Origin of the sequence: Vibrio eleionomae, from assembly GCF_009874545.1 — a bacterium.
Classification (GTDB): domain Bacteria; phylum Pseudomonadota; class Gammaproteobacteria; order Enterobacterales; family Vibrionaceae; genus Vibrio; species Vibrio nitrifigilis.
The window spans coordinates 13,824-28,601 of record NZ_WEKT01000020.1; the positions used below are offsets into that span (position 1 = coordinate 13,824).

General features: G+C 40.5%; 10 protein-coding genes. 4 read left to right on the plus strand and 6 right to left on the minus strand.

The features are described from left to right. Positions 1-7: 7 nt before the first annotated feature. Complete coding sequence (locus F9817_RS12095) at positions 8-895, minus strand: LysR family transcriptional regulator (protein WP_161155850.1); 888 nt, start codon at positions 893-895, stop codon at positions 8-10. Positions 896-1,175: 280 nt separating this feature from the next. Between F9817_RS12095 and F9817_RS12100 the strand changes: the two genes are divergently transcribed. Further along, complete coding sequence (locus F9817_RS12100) at positions 1,176-3,272, plus strand: TonB-dependent hemoglobin/transferrin/lactoferrin family receptor (protein WP_161155852.1); 2,097 nt, start codon at positions 1,176-1,178, stop codon at positions 3,270-3,272. A 282-nt stretch (positions 3,273-3,554) separates the two neighbouring features. Here F9817_RS12100 and F9817_RS12105 read toward each other — a convergent pair whose 3' ends face one another. From F9817_RS12105 to F9817_RS12115, 3 genes are all read right to left on the minus strand, one after another. Continuing rightward, positions 3,555-5,267, minus strand: coding sequence for an SgrR family transcriptional regulator (locus F9817_RS12105; protein ID WP_161155854.1), 1,713 nt, complete (start codon positions 5,265-5,267; stop codon positions 3,555-3,557). A 115-nt stretch (positions 5,268-5,382) separates the two neighbouring features. Next, positions 5,383-5,613, minus strand: a complete 231-nt coding sequence (locus F9817_RS12110) for a DUF3389 family protein (RefSeq protein ID WP_161155856.1) — start codon at positions 5,611-5,613, stop codon at positions 5,383-5,385. A 2-nt stretch (positions 5,614-5,615) separates the two neighbouring features. Next, positions 5,616-6,047 carry a hotdog fold thioesterase gene (locus tag F9817_RS12115; protein ID WP_161155858.1) on the minus strand — a complete coding sequence of 144 codons (432 nt, stop codon included), beginning with the start codon at positions 6,045-6,047 and terminating at the stop codon, positions 5,616-5,618. Positions 6,048-6,299: 252 nt separating this feature from the next. On the opposite strand from F9817_RS12115, the gene F9817_RS12120 reads away from it, so the two are divergent. The 3 genes from F9817_RS12120 (at position 6,300) to F9817_RS12130 (ending at position 12,125) form a co-directional block, all read left to right on the plus strand. Continuing rightward, the gene (locus tag F9817_RS12120) at positions 6,300-6,866 is read left to right on the plus strand and encodes a PhnA domain-containing protein (RefSeq protein WP_161155860.1); all 567 of its coding nucleotides are present in this window, start codon (positions 6,300-6,302) and stop codon (positions 6,864-6,866) included. A 402-nt stretch (positions 6,867-7,268) separates the two neighbouring features. Beyond that, positions 7,269-9,173 carry a methyl-accepting chemotaxis protein gene (locus F9817_RS12125; RefSeq protein ID WP_161155862.1) on the plus strand — a complete coding sequence of 635 codons (1,905 nt, stop codon included), beginning with the start codon at positions 7,269-7,271 and terminating at the stop codon, positions 9,171-9,173. A gap of 966 nt (positions 9,174-10,139) precedes the next feature. Then, positions 10,140-12,125: a M6 family metalloprotease domain-containing protein gene (locus tag F9817_RS12130; protein ID WP_202436442.1), complete on the plus strand. Its 1,986-nt coding sequence runs from the start codon at positions 10,140-10,142 to the stop codon at positions 12,123-12,125. A gap of 125 nt (positions 12,126-12,250) precedes the next feature. Here the strand turns inward: F9817_RS12130 and F9817_RS12135 are convergent, their stop codons facing one another. Together F9817_RS12135 and F9817_RS12140 are read right to left on the minus strand one after the other, a co-directional pair. After that, on the minus strand, positions 12,251-12,460 hold the full coding sequence (locus tag F9817_RS12135) for a hypothetical protein (RefSeq protein ID WP_161155863.1): 210 nt from the start codon (positions 12,458-12,460) through the stop codon (positions 12,251-12,253). A 392-nt stretch (positions 12,461-12,852) separates the two neighbouring features. Next, positions 12,853-14,580, minus strand: a complete 1,728-nt coding sequence (locus tag F9817_RS12140; RefSeq protein WP_161155865.1) for a bifunctional metallophosphatase/5'-nucleotidase — start codon at positions 14,578-14,580, stop codon at positions 12,853-12,855. Positions 14,581-14,778: the final 198 nt, after the last annotated feature.

Consider the following 14,778-nt stretch of genomic DNA (forward strand, 5'->3'; position numbering starts at 1 on the left):
TTGTACACTACTTCATTTTCCAGTGTTTTTTCAAATATTGGATACACCATGATTTGGCTTCACCGATTTTGTTGCGTCGCCAAGCCATGATGATATCAAGCTCTGTTCTTTGTGCGCCCTCAATAACCTGCAGGGATCCCGCTTCAATATAGGGTTGAGCAACGCATTCTGGCAAAGTACCAATACCGAGACCATCAACTAGCGCTTGGCATTTTGCGTTTAAGTTCGTTACAGTCAAACGAGGTTGTTTTTGTAAAATATTCACGCTCATGGCAGGTTGGTCTCGAGCTGTATCAGCGATGGCAATCACGCGATATTTTTGTCTTGCTTCTTCGTCAAATTCGCCACTACGTTTATGAATATAATGGCTAGTCGCGGCAACCCACACTGTCGAGATTTTACCTAGCGTTTCAGCCTTAACATCTTGAGGTAATGTGTCAATGCGTGGGCAAACTAACAAATCGGCACGATCACTTGCCAATGATTCCCAGCAACCGGCTAAAATTTCTTCTTGCAAACGAATTCGGGTTTTACTGACATTGCCCAATGCATCAACCAACGGGAAAAAATTGTTGATGGGAATAAGGCCGTCAAAAGCAAGGGTGATATCTAGCTCCCAACCGTTGGCTAATACTGTTGCGTCATGGACTAACTTTTCAGTTGCAGATAGGATGGTTCTGCCCCGTTCCAAAATTAGCTTGCCTGCCTCAGTAAAATTGGCTTTATGACCTGAGCGGTCAAAGATCATAATGTCTAGATCTTGTTCGAGTTTTTGTATTTGATAACTCAATGAGCTTGGCGCACGATTCAGTTCATTAGCGGCAGCAGCAAAGCTACCTCGACGATCAATAGCATCGAGAATATGTAATGCTTCTAAGGTTATTGGACTTTGCACTCTACGTTTTTCCTCACATTTCCGCCATAAATCATGACCTTTACACAATTAAGGCTTTACAAACCTTTACAGTGTATCTGTTACCCCAAATGTTTTCAAACAATAAGATAATGAAAAATATAGAATATTTATATCTTTAGGCAAAAAATAATCTGTAAAGATAATTATTTATTAATTTTTGTTAATGTTTAAATGCTAGTAATTATCATTTGTATTAAATAGTATGCGTGACACAACCTAACTCTCTGAAAATATAATAGATAAGATAAAGGTAACGTCGATGCTCAAACAAACGGCTGTCTCTGCCGCAATATTACTAGCACTAACTCCTACCGTTTATGCTGCCAGCGAACAGGAAAACATTGTTGTCACCGCAACACGAAACCATCAAACATTAGGCAACACAGCGGCCTCAGTTACTGTGATTAACTCTAAAGATATTGAACGCAATTTAGATACCACTTTAAAAGATATCTTTGATGATGTTCCCGGTGTAAGCGTTAATAGCGCGGATCGTCAAGGTATTCAGAATATCAATATTCGTGGTATTGAAGGAAGCCGTGTAAAAATTGTTGTAGACGGAATGACCCAAAGCCAAAGTTATAGTGGTGGCAATACAGGTTTTATCAATTCAGCCGGAGTGTATATCGACCCTGATATGGTGAAAGATATTCAAATCGTCAAAGGCGCTGCATCGAGTCTTTATGGAAGCGATGCGGTTGGTGGCGTTGTCGCCATTGAAACCAAAGACCCTATCGATTTTATCAAAGATGGTAGCAATACCGGGGGCCAAATTAAACTGGCCTATTCTTCTAAAGATAAATCCTTTGCGGAAAACATGATTGTGGCTCATCGTTCTGGTGATCTAGACGCATTGATCTCTGTAACACGTCGTGATGGGAAAGAAGTTCAAAACTTTCGTCATGATAGTGACTTAGCAAACTACTCAACAACAGGACAAGATACAGAGAAAAACGATGTATTACTGAAACTTCAATACCAACTCAACGATCAGCACCGTGTTGAGTTCATTGGTGAAGATATTCATAACCAAACGGATTCTGATATCTACAACTCTAACTATACTGATTATACAGGTGATGATACGTCTGATAAGCTTCGCTTTGGCATCAAACATATTTGGGAACTTGATAGCTCACTGGCAGACATCATTACCTCACAAGTTAATTGGCAAGATAAAAAAGAGACTAATATCACCAACCGTATATCAAACTATACTTCTGCTCAAGAGCACAAAAACTATGTGTATGAGTCAAAACAGTGGCAAGGTCTAACTCAGTTGAATAAACGTATTATTATTGGTGAAACAGAACACCGTTTAACCTATGGCGCTGATTATGTGTATAGTGATATACGTAATGATTTTAATTCGGATAGCACGTCAAGTGGTACAACAAGCAGTAGCTCAGTTGTTTATACCCCTAATGTAAAAGAGCAAAAAGCGGGAGTTTATCTGCAAGACCAAATTGTTCTTAATCATGGAGATTGGTTAATTACTCCAGGGGTTCGCTATGATTGGTTTAGTACGGAACCAAGTGATGTAGATGGGGAAAGTTATGATAGTTATAGTGACTCAGCATTCACTGCTCGACTGGGTTCAGTTTACCATTTAACAAAGCAACACTCCGTATTTGCGCAAATCAGCCAAGGATTTAGAGCGCCCTCTTTCGATGAGTTATATTACATCTACGGTCACCCCGCTTACGGCTATGAGAGCATACCGAACACGGATTTAAAAGCAGAAAAAAGTATTTCATATGAGCTAGGTTACCGTTTTAATAATGCGTATACGTCGGCTGAAATTTCAGCGTTCTATAGTGATTATGATGACTTTATTGATCGAACTAGCCGTGAAGGCAGTGATGGCCTGACTCAGTACTACTATACCAACTTAAGTAAAGCAAAAATCAAGGGAATTGAACTGTCTAACCAAACTCAATTGGATGAACTGTTAGGAGCACCTAACGGTACCAGTTCTAAATTTGTGGCTGCTTACACAGAAGGTGAAGATGGTGATGGAGCAGCATTGGATAGCATTAACCCTTGGAGTGCGATCTTCACCCTAGCCTATGACGCGCCAAACAGCGTTTGGGGTAGCAGCTTTAAAACTCACTTCACAGCGAAAAAAGATGATAGTGATGTGAGTGATGGTCAAACACAAATGCCTAGCGCGACTGTGTTTGATTTGACGGCATACTATAAGCCAATGAAACAATTAACCCTCACTGCTGGCGTATTTAATTTGACTAACAAAGAGTACTACAACTGGAATAGCCTACGTGATAAGAGCTCTCTTTCCTCTTCTTATACCGAAGCGAAACGTAATTTTGCTGTAACAGCAAAATACAGCTTTTAAATCATCAAGTGATCCCCGCCATAAACAAGAAAGCCAGCATTCATCTTGCTGGCTTTACTTCAATTACCGTAGAAAAGGATACAGAAAATGTTTAACGGTTTTGCTTAATTTCTCTTGCAATCATAACAGTGCAAGTTGCAATGTAAAAAAAGATTAACCCTAATGCCATGTTGCCTCGCTCAATGAATGTTCCAATGGAATTGCCGAGGATAGTAGCAAAATAGCGGGTATAAATCTGTATCGTTTCTGGTGTAATTGACTTATTTGTCAGTCTTGTCACACTTAAATATGGTCTGGTTTGATCCATACCTGACTAAAATCGAACCAACCAAGTGCGTTACATTTTGCATTTTGAAGTGCGCCACATTGATCTTTAGATACCCCTAACCAGCAATGGAACATCGGCACTAATTGATGTTGCACAACCAACGCCTTGGCTAATTCCCTACCCGGGAAATGAGACTCGTCTTGAGCACGCCACATGTCAATCATCAAACTCCACTTAGCAAAATCATCACTTAAACTCATATGTTCAATATCAGAATCATTTAATACCCACCCGGCTAACGCGTCATCACGATGATTAGCAATCCCCATTGCTTTGATCCAGATATCCACATTCTCCGGTTCATCAAGGGTTAGCTCATACTTGATAAATTCAACGCGGATATTATCTTGCAAAAGTAGCTGTTCAATCACTTTTGCGATAGTTGGAAACATCGGATGCTTCGCATGATATGCGACAACCAATTTACGGTGACCTGATACATGAAATGAGGTTGGCGTCGGAACTGGGAAATCAGACAACGAGTTATGATACCAACCGGGCTTTAATCCATAGGCTGGTAGTAAGCCCATTTCGACAATGGCTTCTTCAGGGATATGCCGCATGATATTGAGCGAACTTAATTTATGGCATAAATAGTGAGCCCAATGTTCATCATTCGCTATGCCATACTTACGATTAAGTAATAGATAGGTACACCCAGGATCAAGTTCAACATCTTCACTAAAAGAGGTTCTTCGTCCGGATTTTATCGGGTTATTTAAAGATGGGAATACTAATGAAGAATGAACCTCATCAATTACCCACACCTCGACCCGATCAAGCAATGGTCTAAAACCAAAATACCCGTCATAAGCTTGTAATACCAACCTTTTACTGTCGTTGACCACAACCTTATATGGGCCAGTACCGATCGGAGTAAGGTCAAAGCCTTCTTCTCGTTTGGATTCTGGCAATAAAATTTTGGCGCACGATTCTGCTAACCACAGAGGTAAATGGTAATCGGGCTTTTGTAGCTTAATATCAATAACCCAATCGTAAGGAGATGAAATAGAATCTAGATGTGCGAATAGATTAAAAAAACGCAACTGCCACAAGCTTTCAATCGCAATATTGGTGGTAAGCAATTCACCATTATGAAAACGCACCCCTGGTCTTAAATAGAAACGCCAATGGGTATCGCTCAAGGCTTCCCAACTATGAGCCAAATCGGGTTGAATTTGTTCATGCTCATCTAATCGGGTTAAACCACTGAACACGTGTCGAACAATGTGTTGCTCGGAACGACGCATGGGCTTAAGTGGATTAAGCATAGAAAGAGGACGGTAATATGGAAGACGAACAACCGGCATTCCTTCACTGTGTTGAACACCCAAATAACTTTGAATGACCTGAGTTAATTTCGTCGCATCGTGATCGAGTACACCGAGCGCTTGCTCTATTTTACCTTCATCGAGATAACGTCTAGCGACATTTTCACTCACATCAGAACGAGAACGTTTGAACAACAGTTCAGAGAGTTTTCCACGTCCAGCCGAAGGATGCCATTCAATCCACCCTTCCTCTTCCATTTTATTGAGAACAATACGAGCATTACGGCGAGTACAGCACAGTATATCGGTCACATCTTCTAACTGAGTATGCGAATCTCTCCCAGCGAAGTGTTCAAATAACGTTTCAAATTGTGCTCTTAAACGTGGGCTACTCATATTGAGGAAATCTCTAAGTGGTTCTCAGCATGAGTTAGTTTCCCTATTTTCGAATCGATGTGCAAGTGCTCATCAAACAGAAAATAGAGAAAATGCGTAGTGCGATAAACATAACTTATTGAATATCGCAGCCTAATTGTTCAGATAGAATATTCAGTTGTTGCGGATTATCCAAAGTGATGGTCCATTTTACTGCACCAGTATTGGCCACCATAACGTTTGCCCCAGAGAATAAGGAAATCGCCTCGCTTTGTGCATGAAGCATACACTGACTCGGAGCGGCAAGTTTGACGACAACTTCATGAGTCGTCACTATAATTTTACCCTGACTAAATTCAACTAACATTGTTAACCCTGCTGACGTACTTTTCTTACGGCGATGGTCAGACGGCTAGTACAAATCAAACGTCCCCGCTCATCGGTAATGTTGATTTGCCATACTTGGGTAGAAACGCCACGATGCAATGAAACAGCCGTTCCGGTCACAGTGCCTTCTCGTGCAGAACGAACATGGTTTGCATTAATATCTAAACCCACGCAGAACTCCTGCTCGCTGACCGCAAAGTTAGCGGCTACAGAACCGAGCGTTTCAGCTAATACAACAGACGCCCCACCATGCAACATTCCTAGTGGCTGATGAGTAAAGGAACACACAGGCATGGTTGCTGATAGGGTCTCATCGGTAATTTCGGTATACACTATTCCTAAATGATCGATGAGCGTATTTTGCGAGGTTTGATTAAGAATATCGAGACTTATAGGCTTTTTCCAAATTTTCATGGGTAAGCTCCTAATTAATTGTAGTTTTATACCATTCTAGCGAGGTTATTATTGGAAAAAAAGCCATCATTTTTAATTTAATTACTGCTATTTTGTCGCATTTACCGCTAGGTTAAGACACAAAATATCAATTTATTGATGATTTTCATCACACAAGACCGCTATTTTTGCTTTTTTATTGTAATAACCCTTTCCTTCTTGTGTATAAAATGGATAATACGCCGCTCATAAAAATTTACTATGGTGGGTACAATGTCTACTGAAGCAACTTTACTTGCACGCTGCAGCTCAAAATGTGAACTATGTTCTAGTGAAAGTCCTTTAACTCCTTTTGTTGTTGCACCACACACTCAAGTTACAGTCGATCACGCTGTAATGCTATGTGACACCTGTAAAGGTCAAATCGAAGACGCTGAGACAGTAGATGTCAACCACTGGCGTTGTCTAAACGATAGCATGTGGAGCCAAGAGCCACCTGTTCAAGTATTAGCATGGCGTCAACTTAAGCAACTAGCGAGTGAAAACGGCTGGGCGCAAGATCTTGTTGACATGATGTACATGGAAGAAGAGACCCTAAAATGGGCTGAAATCGGTATGGATGATGATGCCGAAAAGACACTTGATGTAAATGGTGTTGAACTTAAAAAAGGTGATGACGTAACAGTCATCAAAGATTTGCCAGTCAAAGGCTCATCTCTCGTCATCAAACAAGGTACTGTTGTTCGTGGTATCAGCTTAGCAGATGATCCTAAACTGATTTCTGGCAAAGCGAACGGTCAATCAATGTACTTAATCGCTGAATATTGTCGTAAAAAATAATTTGCCTTTCTATTTTTAGAATCAATATCACATTAATTTCAAAGGTACCCTTAAGGGGTACCTTTTTCTTTTTACTTTCAAAGAGTAGCGATATCAAGCTCTCTCCCTCACTGAACGTCTTAATTATCCATTAAATTCCATAAATATCTGTATAATGAGGTATTTATTATCTTGTTGATAATAATTTTATCATCATAATCTCTGAATCTTGTTCTACACTCATTCAATGGGTTGCTGTGCGTAGGATTGAAACAAATTAATTCTACTATTTTGTCTTTCAAACACAGGGCTGAACCATAAACAACGCAAATAAGAAATGAACAGTTGGTGTCAAGTGGGCACACTCCCTCTTTGGCATTACCAGATCGCCATATAAGGTTATAACTATAATTTGAGGACAACATGAGTAAGATTGGATTCAAAAAAACACTTATTCTATCTTCTGCTCTTATAATGGGCATCGCAGTTGGTACGTCAAACTACTTCAACTATCGTAGTGAAAGTAAAGTATTAAAGACGACAATTTATCGTAGTACGCAGAATTATGTGCATCAGCTTTCTAGCCGATTAGATAACTTCATTAAGCAAAAATCCGATGCGGTATCGAATATCGCTGATGATTATAAGCAATACCAATATCAAGACGGCCATGCAGAGCGTATGCGTGTGGCTGCGGTGACTGGAGATATTTTCAACCTTACGGTTGGATTTAGTAATGGGGATGCTTATTGTTCATATAATCTTCCAGGTTGGACGAACAACAAAAATCCAGACTCTTATAATGCTGCTCAGCGGCCTTGGTTTAGCAAGGCGATGCAAAGCCCTGGGCTTATCTATACCGCTCCCTATGCTGACGCGACGACGAAGCAAATGATGGTTAGCATCGGTAAAAAATCAGGCAAAGACTCGGTTATTCTCGCTGATATTCCACTAACCTTACTAAAAGAAATCGTAGAATCAGTGCAAATCAAAGGCTCTATTGCCATGATTATGCAAGATAATTCTTCGATATTAGCCAGTACATCAGCCGTTGTAAAAGTGGGTGATAAGCTCAATGACTACGACTCACTCGCTCATCTTGTTCCATCAATCAAACAAAATAAAAAATACACCGATTATGACCTTAATGGCGTCGATAAAGTCATGTTTGCAGAGCGAATACCCTACGGAGACACCAGTTGGTATCTGTTGGTCGGTTTAGATAAAAGTGTTGTATTCGCAGATCTTAATGAGCTAGCGAAACAGACCATTATTTTAACGATTATTTATGTTCTTGTGGCCATCGCATTAATAACGTTAATTTTACATATTATCTATCGCCCTATCTTAGAACTCAAAGCCACCATCAGAACATTAGCAAGTGGCGAAGGTGATTTGACTCGTCGTTTAGACGTGAAATCTAACGATGACCTTGGGCAAATTGGCCAAGATGTGAATACCTTTATTGCGCACTTACAAAAGCTGATGCTACAAATTGAAGATTTTTCAGGTCAGCTCGTTTCCAATATTTCTTCAATGGAATCGACATCAAAACAAAATTCAAAAATCCTCGGGCAACATGTCCAAGAAACAGAGCAGATATCAACAGCGATTGAAGAGATGAGCGCAACAGCCAATACAGTGGCACAAAACGCACAGGAGTCCGTCGGTTACACGCAAGAAGTGGCTGATATGGGGCAATCTTCTCTAGTGATACTGAGCCGTGCAAAAACTCATGTGAATCGTTTAGTCTCAAACGTTGATAATACAGCAGAAAGCATGGAAAACATGAGTGAGGAAACCAAAGGGATCAATCAAATATTGGCCGTGATCGGTGATATTGCATCACAAACAAATCTTTTAGCACTCAATGCGGCGATTGAAGCAGCGCGTGCTGGTGAACAAGGTCGCGGTTTTGCTGTGGTTGCAGATGAAGTTCGTGCTTTAGCTAGCCGCACTCAAGACAGTACCGAAGAGATAGAAAAGGCTCTGACCAAGTTATTACAAGGTAGTGAAGAAGTCCTATCCTTAATGGAGGGGACCAAGGATACTTGTCAGGAAACCTTTGATGGAACAAGTGAAGTAGAAACGTCTTTGAATAGTTTAACGGGACAAGTTAACAGTATTAACGATTTGATTATCCGTATCGCGACATCTGCAGAAGAGCAAAGCAGTGTTACGGATGAAATCAGCAAAAACATGAATCAGTTGACGGAAATAGTTAAACAGCTTAACGATAACGATACCACTACAGTTTCTCAACTGAATAGTATCTCTAACATCAATGACAGCTTGTCTTCGATCGTTAATAAATTTAAATTGCGTTAAGTTAAGGATAACCACCCCACCATCATTGGGGCTTGGTTACATCTTATTTTAGATTATTAAGACCTAGCCCCTTGCTAGGTCTTTTTTATTGAAGAAGCTTAAATTCTGCAGATGAATATCCATAATTCATCGCTATCTACTCAGATTTCTTAATTTCCACTAGATGAGCTGTAGACACATATTACCCAGCAAGTTACCTAAATAATTACCAGCTAATTATACCCAAATGACCTCAAGATGCAGGATTCAGAGCTTCATCAACGAGCCTAGGTCAAGCTTAATCACGGCAGGAATGGTCATTCCCTTTTAACGTGATTGAGCGTAGAAATAGGTTTGTTGATGAGCTCCCAAAGGGCGAGTTGTATTCGCTCCTAGGCTGTGTTACTGATTTTTAACGTAGAATGACTATGTCTTCAAATCAGTGCCTTGCCTAAGAGCGAATATATTCTCGCTGAAACAGCATCTTGAGGTTATGTTGATGAGCTCCCAAAGGGCGAGTTGTATTCGCTCCTAGGCTGTGTTACTGATTTTTAACGTAGAATGACTATGTCTTCAAATCAGTGCCTTGCCTAAGAGCGAATATATTCTCGCTGAAACAGCATCTTGAGGTTACTTGGGTATACATAATATTCACGATGGCGTATTAGACATTTCTTCATTATATAAACACCTAATTTAACTTACTGTAATTTACATATATTTACAAAATGGCGTTCAATTAGCCAATTTAATAACAGTATTCTGTATATAACTAGATGATATTGGAAGCGATATCTATTATCGCTTATTTTATAAACTAATCAATAGACCGTTATGTAAATTTAAATACACTAATTAGCGAAGATGATATCTATTAAATCAACTTCATAACATAGTGTATGATTTGAATCATATTCATACATTATCCGGCAAATAAAAATAACTAATAAAACTAGTTAACAACTGTTTATAGCAGGATACTTATTAATGAAAATTAAATTAAGCAGTGGTATTTTATGTTTATCTTTAATCTCTGCGATGAGCCATGCGGCGATTCCATATAAAGGTCAAACTTACCAATATACTCAACCTAATGGCGAAAAACTCACCCTTAGTTTAGACGGTAACGACTACTATGCTGAACAACGCACCACGACCGGAAAGCTCGTTATTTATGATGCTGACCTAAAAGGTATGGCATATGCTAAAGTATCACAAGATGGCAGTCAACTTATCTCTACTGGTGAACTCGCAACAGAGAAGACGACGATCAGTACCGATGCCCTTTCGGCTTCTAAATTCGTTAAACATTATCAAGCGCAACAAGGATTATCCCGTGCAGCTCGCTTAAAGTTAGCAGAACAAGCGCGCGATAAACTTTTGCAACCAGAAAGGTCTCAATATTCATGGCTCATGTCATCGAAAGCGGCAGTCAGCGATAAACACGTTATTGGTAAAATCCAAGGTTTAACCATCATGATTCAGTTCCCTGATGAAGCGGGAACAATGACGAAAACCCAAATCAATAACTTTTTAAACGCAGAAAATTATTCAGAGTTTAATAACAAAGAATCCATCCGCGGCTACTACCAATCGGTGTCTGCAGGCAAAGTGGACTACACAAACACCGTTGTGGGTTACTACACAGCCAAGCACAATAAGGCATACTATACCGATGAAAGCTTAGAATTTTCTTTACGCGCTCGCGAACTGATCACTGAAGCACTAAATTGGTTGGAGAATGAACAAGGTTTTGATTTCTCAACACTATCAACCGATGGCAACAAGCAGATCCGCGGACTTAACTTCTTGTATGCTGGCACATCAGGCGGTTCTTGGTCAAAAGGACTGTGGCCACATATGGGCTGGTTGTCGCCACAATTTTGTGCCGATGGTGTGTGTACTAGCAAATATCAGATTTCAGACATGGGCAGTAGCCTGTCGATAGGTACATTTGCTCATGAATCAGGACACCTACTCTTCGATTGGCCAGATCTTTACGATTATGACGGTAGTTCTTACGGCTCTGTTGCTAGCTACGGAATCATGGGATATGGCGCTGTAGGCTATAAATCTATGTATAACCCAACAGCGCCTGTGTCACCACTGCGTGATTTAGTCGGTTGGGAAACAATCACTGAACTGAACCCAGCAGTAGATAGCAATGCGCCGAGCGGTCGCCTTTCACTAACAAACATGAGTAATCATGAATATAAGTGGACTAACCCAAACAATTCCGGTGAAGCCTTTTATATTGAAGCGATTAACCAACAAGGTCAAAATAGCGAACAACCGGGGTCTGGCCTCGCTATTTACCACGTAGACAGTAATGGTGACCGTGATAACGAGTGGCATCCCTACATCCAAATGGAACATGCTGATGGAAATCGTGATCCTGAAAATTACGTTAACCAAGGTGATGCCACTGATGTCTATACAGAATACGGTGAATTTACCGCCACATTACCTAACGCTTTAACGACCAAGGGAACCAACTCTCTATGGTGGGATGGCAGCGAATCTGGCTTAACTATCACAGATGTATCACAACCTGGGCAAACGATCTCTTTCCTATCCACTACATCATCAGATACAGGATCTAGTTCATCAGAGCAAGGCAACAACCAAGAAACAGATGATAGCTCGACGGGTGATGAGACAAATACCGATACAAATGATCTTGTTTATGCGGGTAATATCGATCAGTATTCATCGGTTGTCGAACCTAATGGCAGCTACTTTCAGCTTAACCAAGAGCAAGTATTGAATATTTCACTTTCTGGAGCAGCCAATACAGATTTTGGTATGGCACTGTATAAATACCAAAATAATGAATGGCAAGCTGTTGCTGTATCGCAAACGGAAGGTTCATCCGATGAAGCCATTAGTTATGATGCGCAATCTGGATACTATTACGTGTTGATTTTGGCCTATTCTGGTTCTGGTCAATACAAGTTAACGATTGAACAGTAATTATTATATGTAAATGACCTCAAGATGCAGTATTCAGTCTCGCTGAAACAGCATCTGACGTGACTTAGGTATAGAGACAACCAAGCCGGCAATTTGCCGGCTTTCTTATAATTACTCAATTTTTACTAACGATAGATACCAATATCACGTTGAAGATGAGCAGACAATTCACCTGTATAAAACTGTTCCTTATGGCCTTGGCTAACGAATAATACGTCAGCTAAGTGTGACATCAATCCTTTGAAATTAACCGAATAGTTTTTCTTATCAATTTTAGTTTGTGAGGACACGGAATTTTCAATTAGATAAGTTCCGATATTCATCGCTTGAGACATAAGCACCTCCCATCGGTCACTCAAGATTTGTGCATACTTTAAGCACTTATCTCGCAACAGAGAAATGACATATTTTGTAAATTTTCATTACTTTAAGTAATGCGAATGAAGTAAGAACTTAACATGAATAACTATTCAATTAGTACGCCGTTTCATCGACATACTCATTCATAAAGTATGGTGTACACTCGTTTAACTACTAGTAAACGGTACTACGTAAGCAATCGCAACCCACACACTGATCCAAACAATAACCATTAATGTATCTAACCAGTCTTTGCTCCACACAATAGTGTCCTCTTTGGTTAATTACTCTTCTAGCTTGCCTATTGAGAGATGGCATACGCTTGCCGCCTAATCCAATATCAAGTTATAAAGCAATTATTGAGCCACTATTGATTAATGTATTCATAATTGGCGTTTTCTATGAGTAATTCTGGACGCTCAGTCACCAGTTTAACAAAGGTATCTGCCATTGAATGTTGGCTCATCACCGGTGTATCCAATATTTCGTCAAAGGCATCATAACCTTCTTTACCTTTGATCGTATAAGCGGAAGACACCCCGGTATAGCGCCGATTCGCATCGACGGGTCGCCAAAAGCCATTTTCTAGTACTCGTAGCTGCTCTATCCTTTGTCCCTTCGGTTTGTTTGCAACATACTGAAATTTAAGCCCATAAGTATACGGATAGCTACCAGAGCCCGTTCCTTCAACGCCGTTATTCGTCGCATTATTTATCGCACCTTCCAACAGTTTTGCTATTGTGCTGCCTTTAACACGATAGACACCAATGGGAATAGCAAATGGTAATAATTTACCAATAATATCGGCTTTTGTGAGTGGACCTTCTTGGATAGACGCTCGAATGCCACCAGCATTATGCATGGCGAAATTGACAGTATGACCTTCTGATTGCATCGCTTCATAAAAACCACGAGCGACCAATGGAGCGAGTTGGCTGGCGCCTTTTTCATCGGGAATACGAACATGGCGAATTGGTGCCGGAACGTGGGCAACAACCTGTTGCTGTAACTCACGAACTTGAGGCATATATTTTCTTTGCAGAATCCCTTGAACATCAGGATCTTTCTTACAGACAACCACTTGAGGATGTTTTTCCAGATACACACATGCTTCTTTATGCAGGTGATCCATGCCCTCTTGATTCATAGTCGCATCTAAGAATAATCGTCTTCCTAGTAACAATTCATTCTGTCCACAAAATCGCACCACTTTACCGGTTTGATCAAAATCGATCTCACAATGGCCTAACGCTAAAGCGTAATAACCTGCTTGTACGATATACGTATCATTTATACGTAGGCCGTAATCATCGTGTTGAGATAAGCCAACTGAGCGGAAGTCACCTTGTAAAACATGACTATGCCCGCCAACAATCAAACCTATGCCTGTTACCTGCTCAGCCAGCTCAATATCGTTCTCATAGCCCAGATGACTCAGTAATATGATATTGCGAATACCTTCACGATGAATGGCCTCGACCGTGTTGCGCGCAACCTCGACCGCATCAACAAAGGGAGTATCATTGTCAGGGTTCGCTATTTCCGCCATTTTATCGAGCGATAAACCAAAAATAGCAACACGATGTTGCGTTTCACCTTTTACAATCCAGCGCGCACAAGAATGCGCATTATCATACGCTTTAATGTTGGGCTGATTCGCCAATGGATAACGTTTTTTTTGCTCTGATGAAAGGTCCCAATTCCCCGCAAGCAATGGAAACTGAATATTACGGACAAAACGACCTACGGGTTCATTTCCCATATCTAATTCATGATTTCCCAACGTCATGGCATCGATGTTTAGAGCATTAAGCATATCAATGTTCACTTTCCCCTTAAATAAGGAGAAATAGAGGGTACCTTGAAAGCAATCCCCCGCATGCAGAAATAAAAACTGGCGTTTTTGCCGTTCAGAATCACTGCGCAACTGCGCGACACGAGTGGCAATACGGGCAAATCCCCCCGCACTCACAAACGGAGTAAGGCGCTCCCCGTCAATGTCTAACTGCAATTGCAGAGAAGTAGGCTCAAAGTAAGAGTGAGTATCATTAATATGTGCCAGAGTGACAGTCGTCTTATGCTTTGATTCGTTCATATCCCCCTCTTCTCTATCCCTGAAATCACATGCAACACTTGAGTTTATTGGGATAGTAACTAAACAATAAGGTGCTAATCTAAGCTTTCCACTCTACCACATCTCATTGGTCTTGCCGTTAACGATAGGAAAATATTCTTCATATTCACCTTACCTTTCTTCTTTATCTTTCGCTCAACGATTAAATCTCATTATTTG

What these genes read in the sequence shown, in the direction of transcription:
- F9817_RS12100 (WP_161155852.1), top strand. Translation starts at nt 1,176, where the DNA reads ATGCTCAAACAAACGGCTGTCTCTGCCGCAATATTACTAGCACTAACT.
- F9817_RS12105 (WP_161155854.1), bottom strand. Translation starts at nt 5,267, where the DNA reads ATGAGTAGCCCACGTTTAAGAGCACAATTTGAAACGTTATTTGAACAC.
- F9817_RS12110 (WP_161155856.1), bottom strand. Translation starts at nt 5,613, where the DNA reads ATGTTAGTTGAATTTAGTCAGGGTAAAATTATAGTGACGACTCATGAA.
- F9817_RS12115 (WP_161155858.1), bottom strand. Translation starts at nt 6,047, where the DNA reads ATGAAAATTTGGAAAAAGCCTATAAGTCTCGATATTCTTAATCAAACC.
- F9817_RS12120 (WP_161155860.1), top strand. Translation starts at nt 6,300, where the DNA reads ATGTCTACTGAAGCAACTTTACTTGCACGCTGCAGCTCAAAATGTGAA.
- F9817_RS12125 (WP_161155862.1), top strand. Translation starts at nt 7,269, where the DNA reads ATGAGTAAGATTGGATTCAAAAAAACACTTATTCTATCTTCTGCTCTT.
- F9817_RS12130 (WP_202436442.1), top strand. Translation starts at nt 10,140, where the DNA reads ATGAAAATTAAATTAAGCAGTGGTATTTTATGTTTATCTTTAATCTCT.
- F9817_RS12135 (WP_161155863.1), bottom strand. Translation starts at nt 12,460, where the DNA reads ATGTCTCAAGCGATGAATATCGGAACTTATCTAATTGAAAATTCCGTG.
- F9817_RS12140 (WP_161155865.1), bottom strand. Translation starts at nt 14,580, where the DNA reads ATGAACGAATCAAAGCATAAGACGACTGTCACTCTGGCACATATTAAT.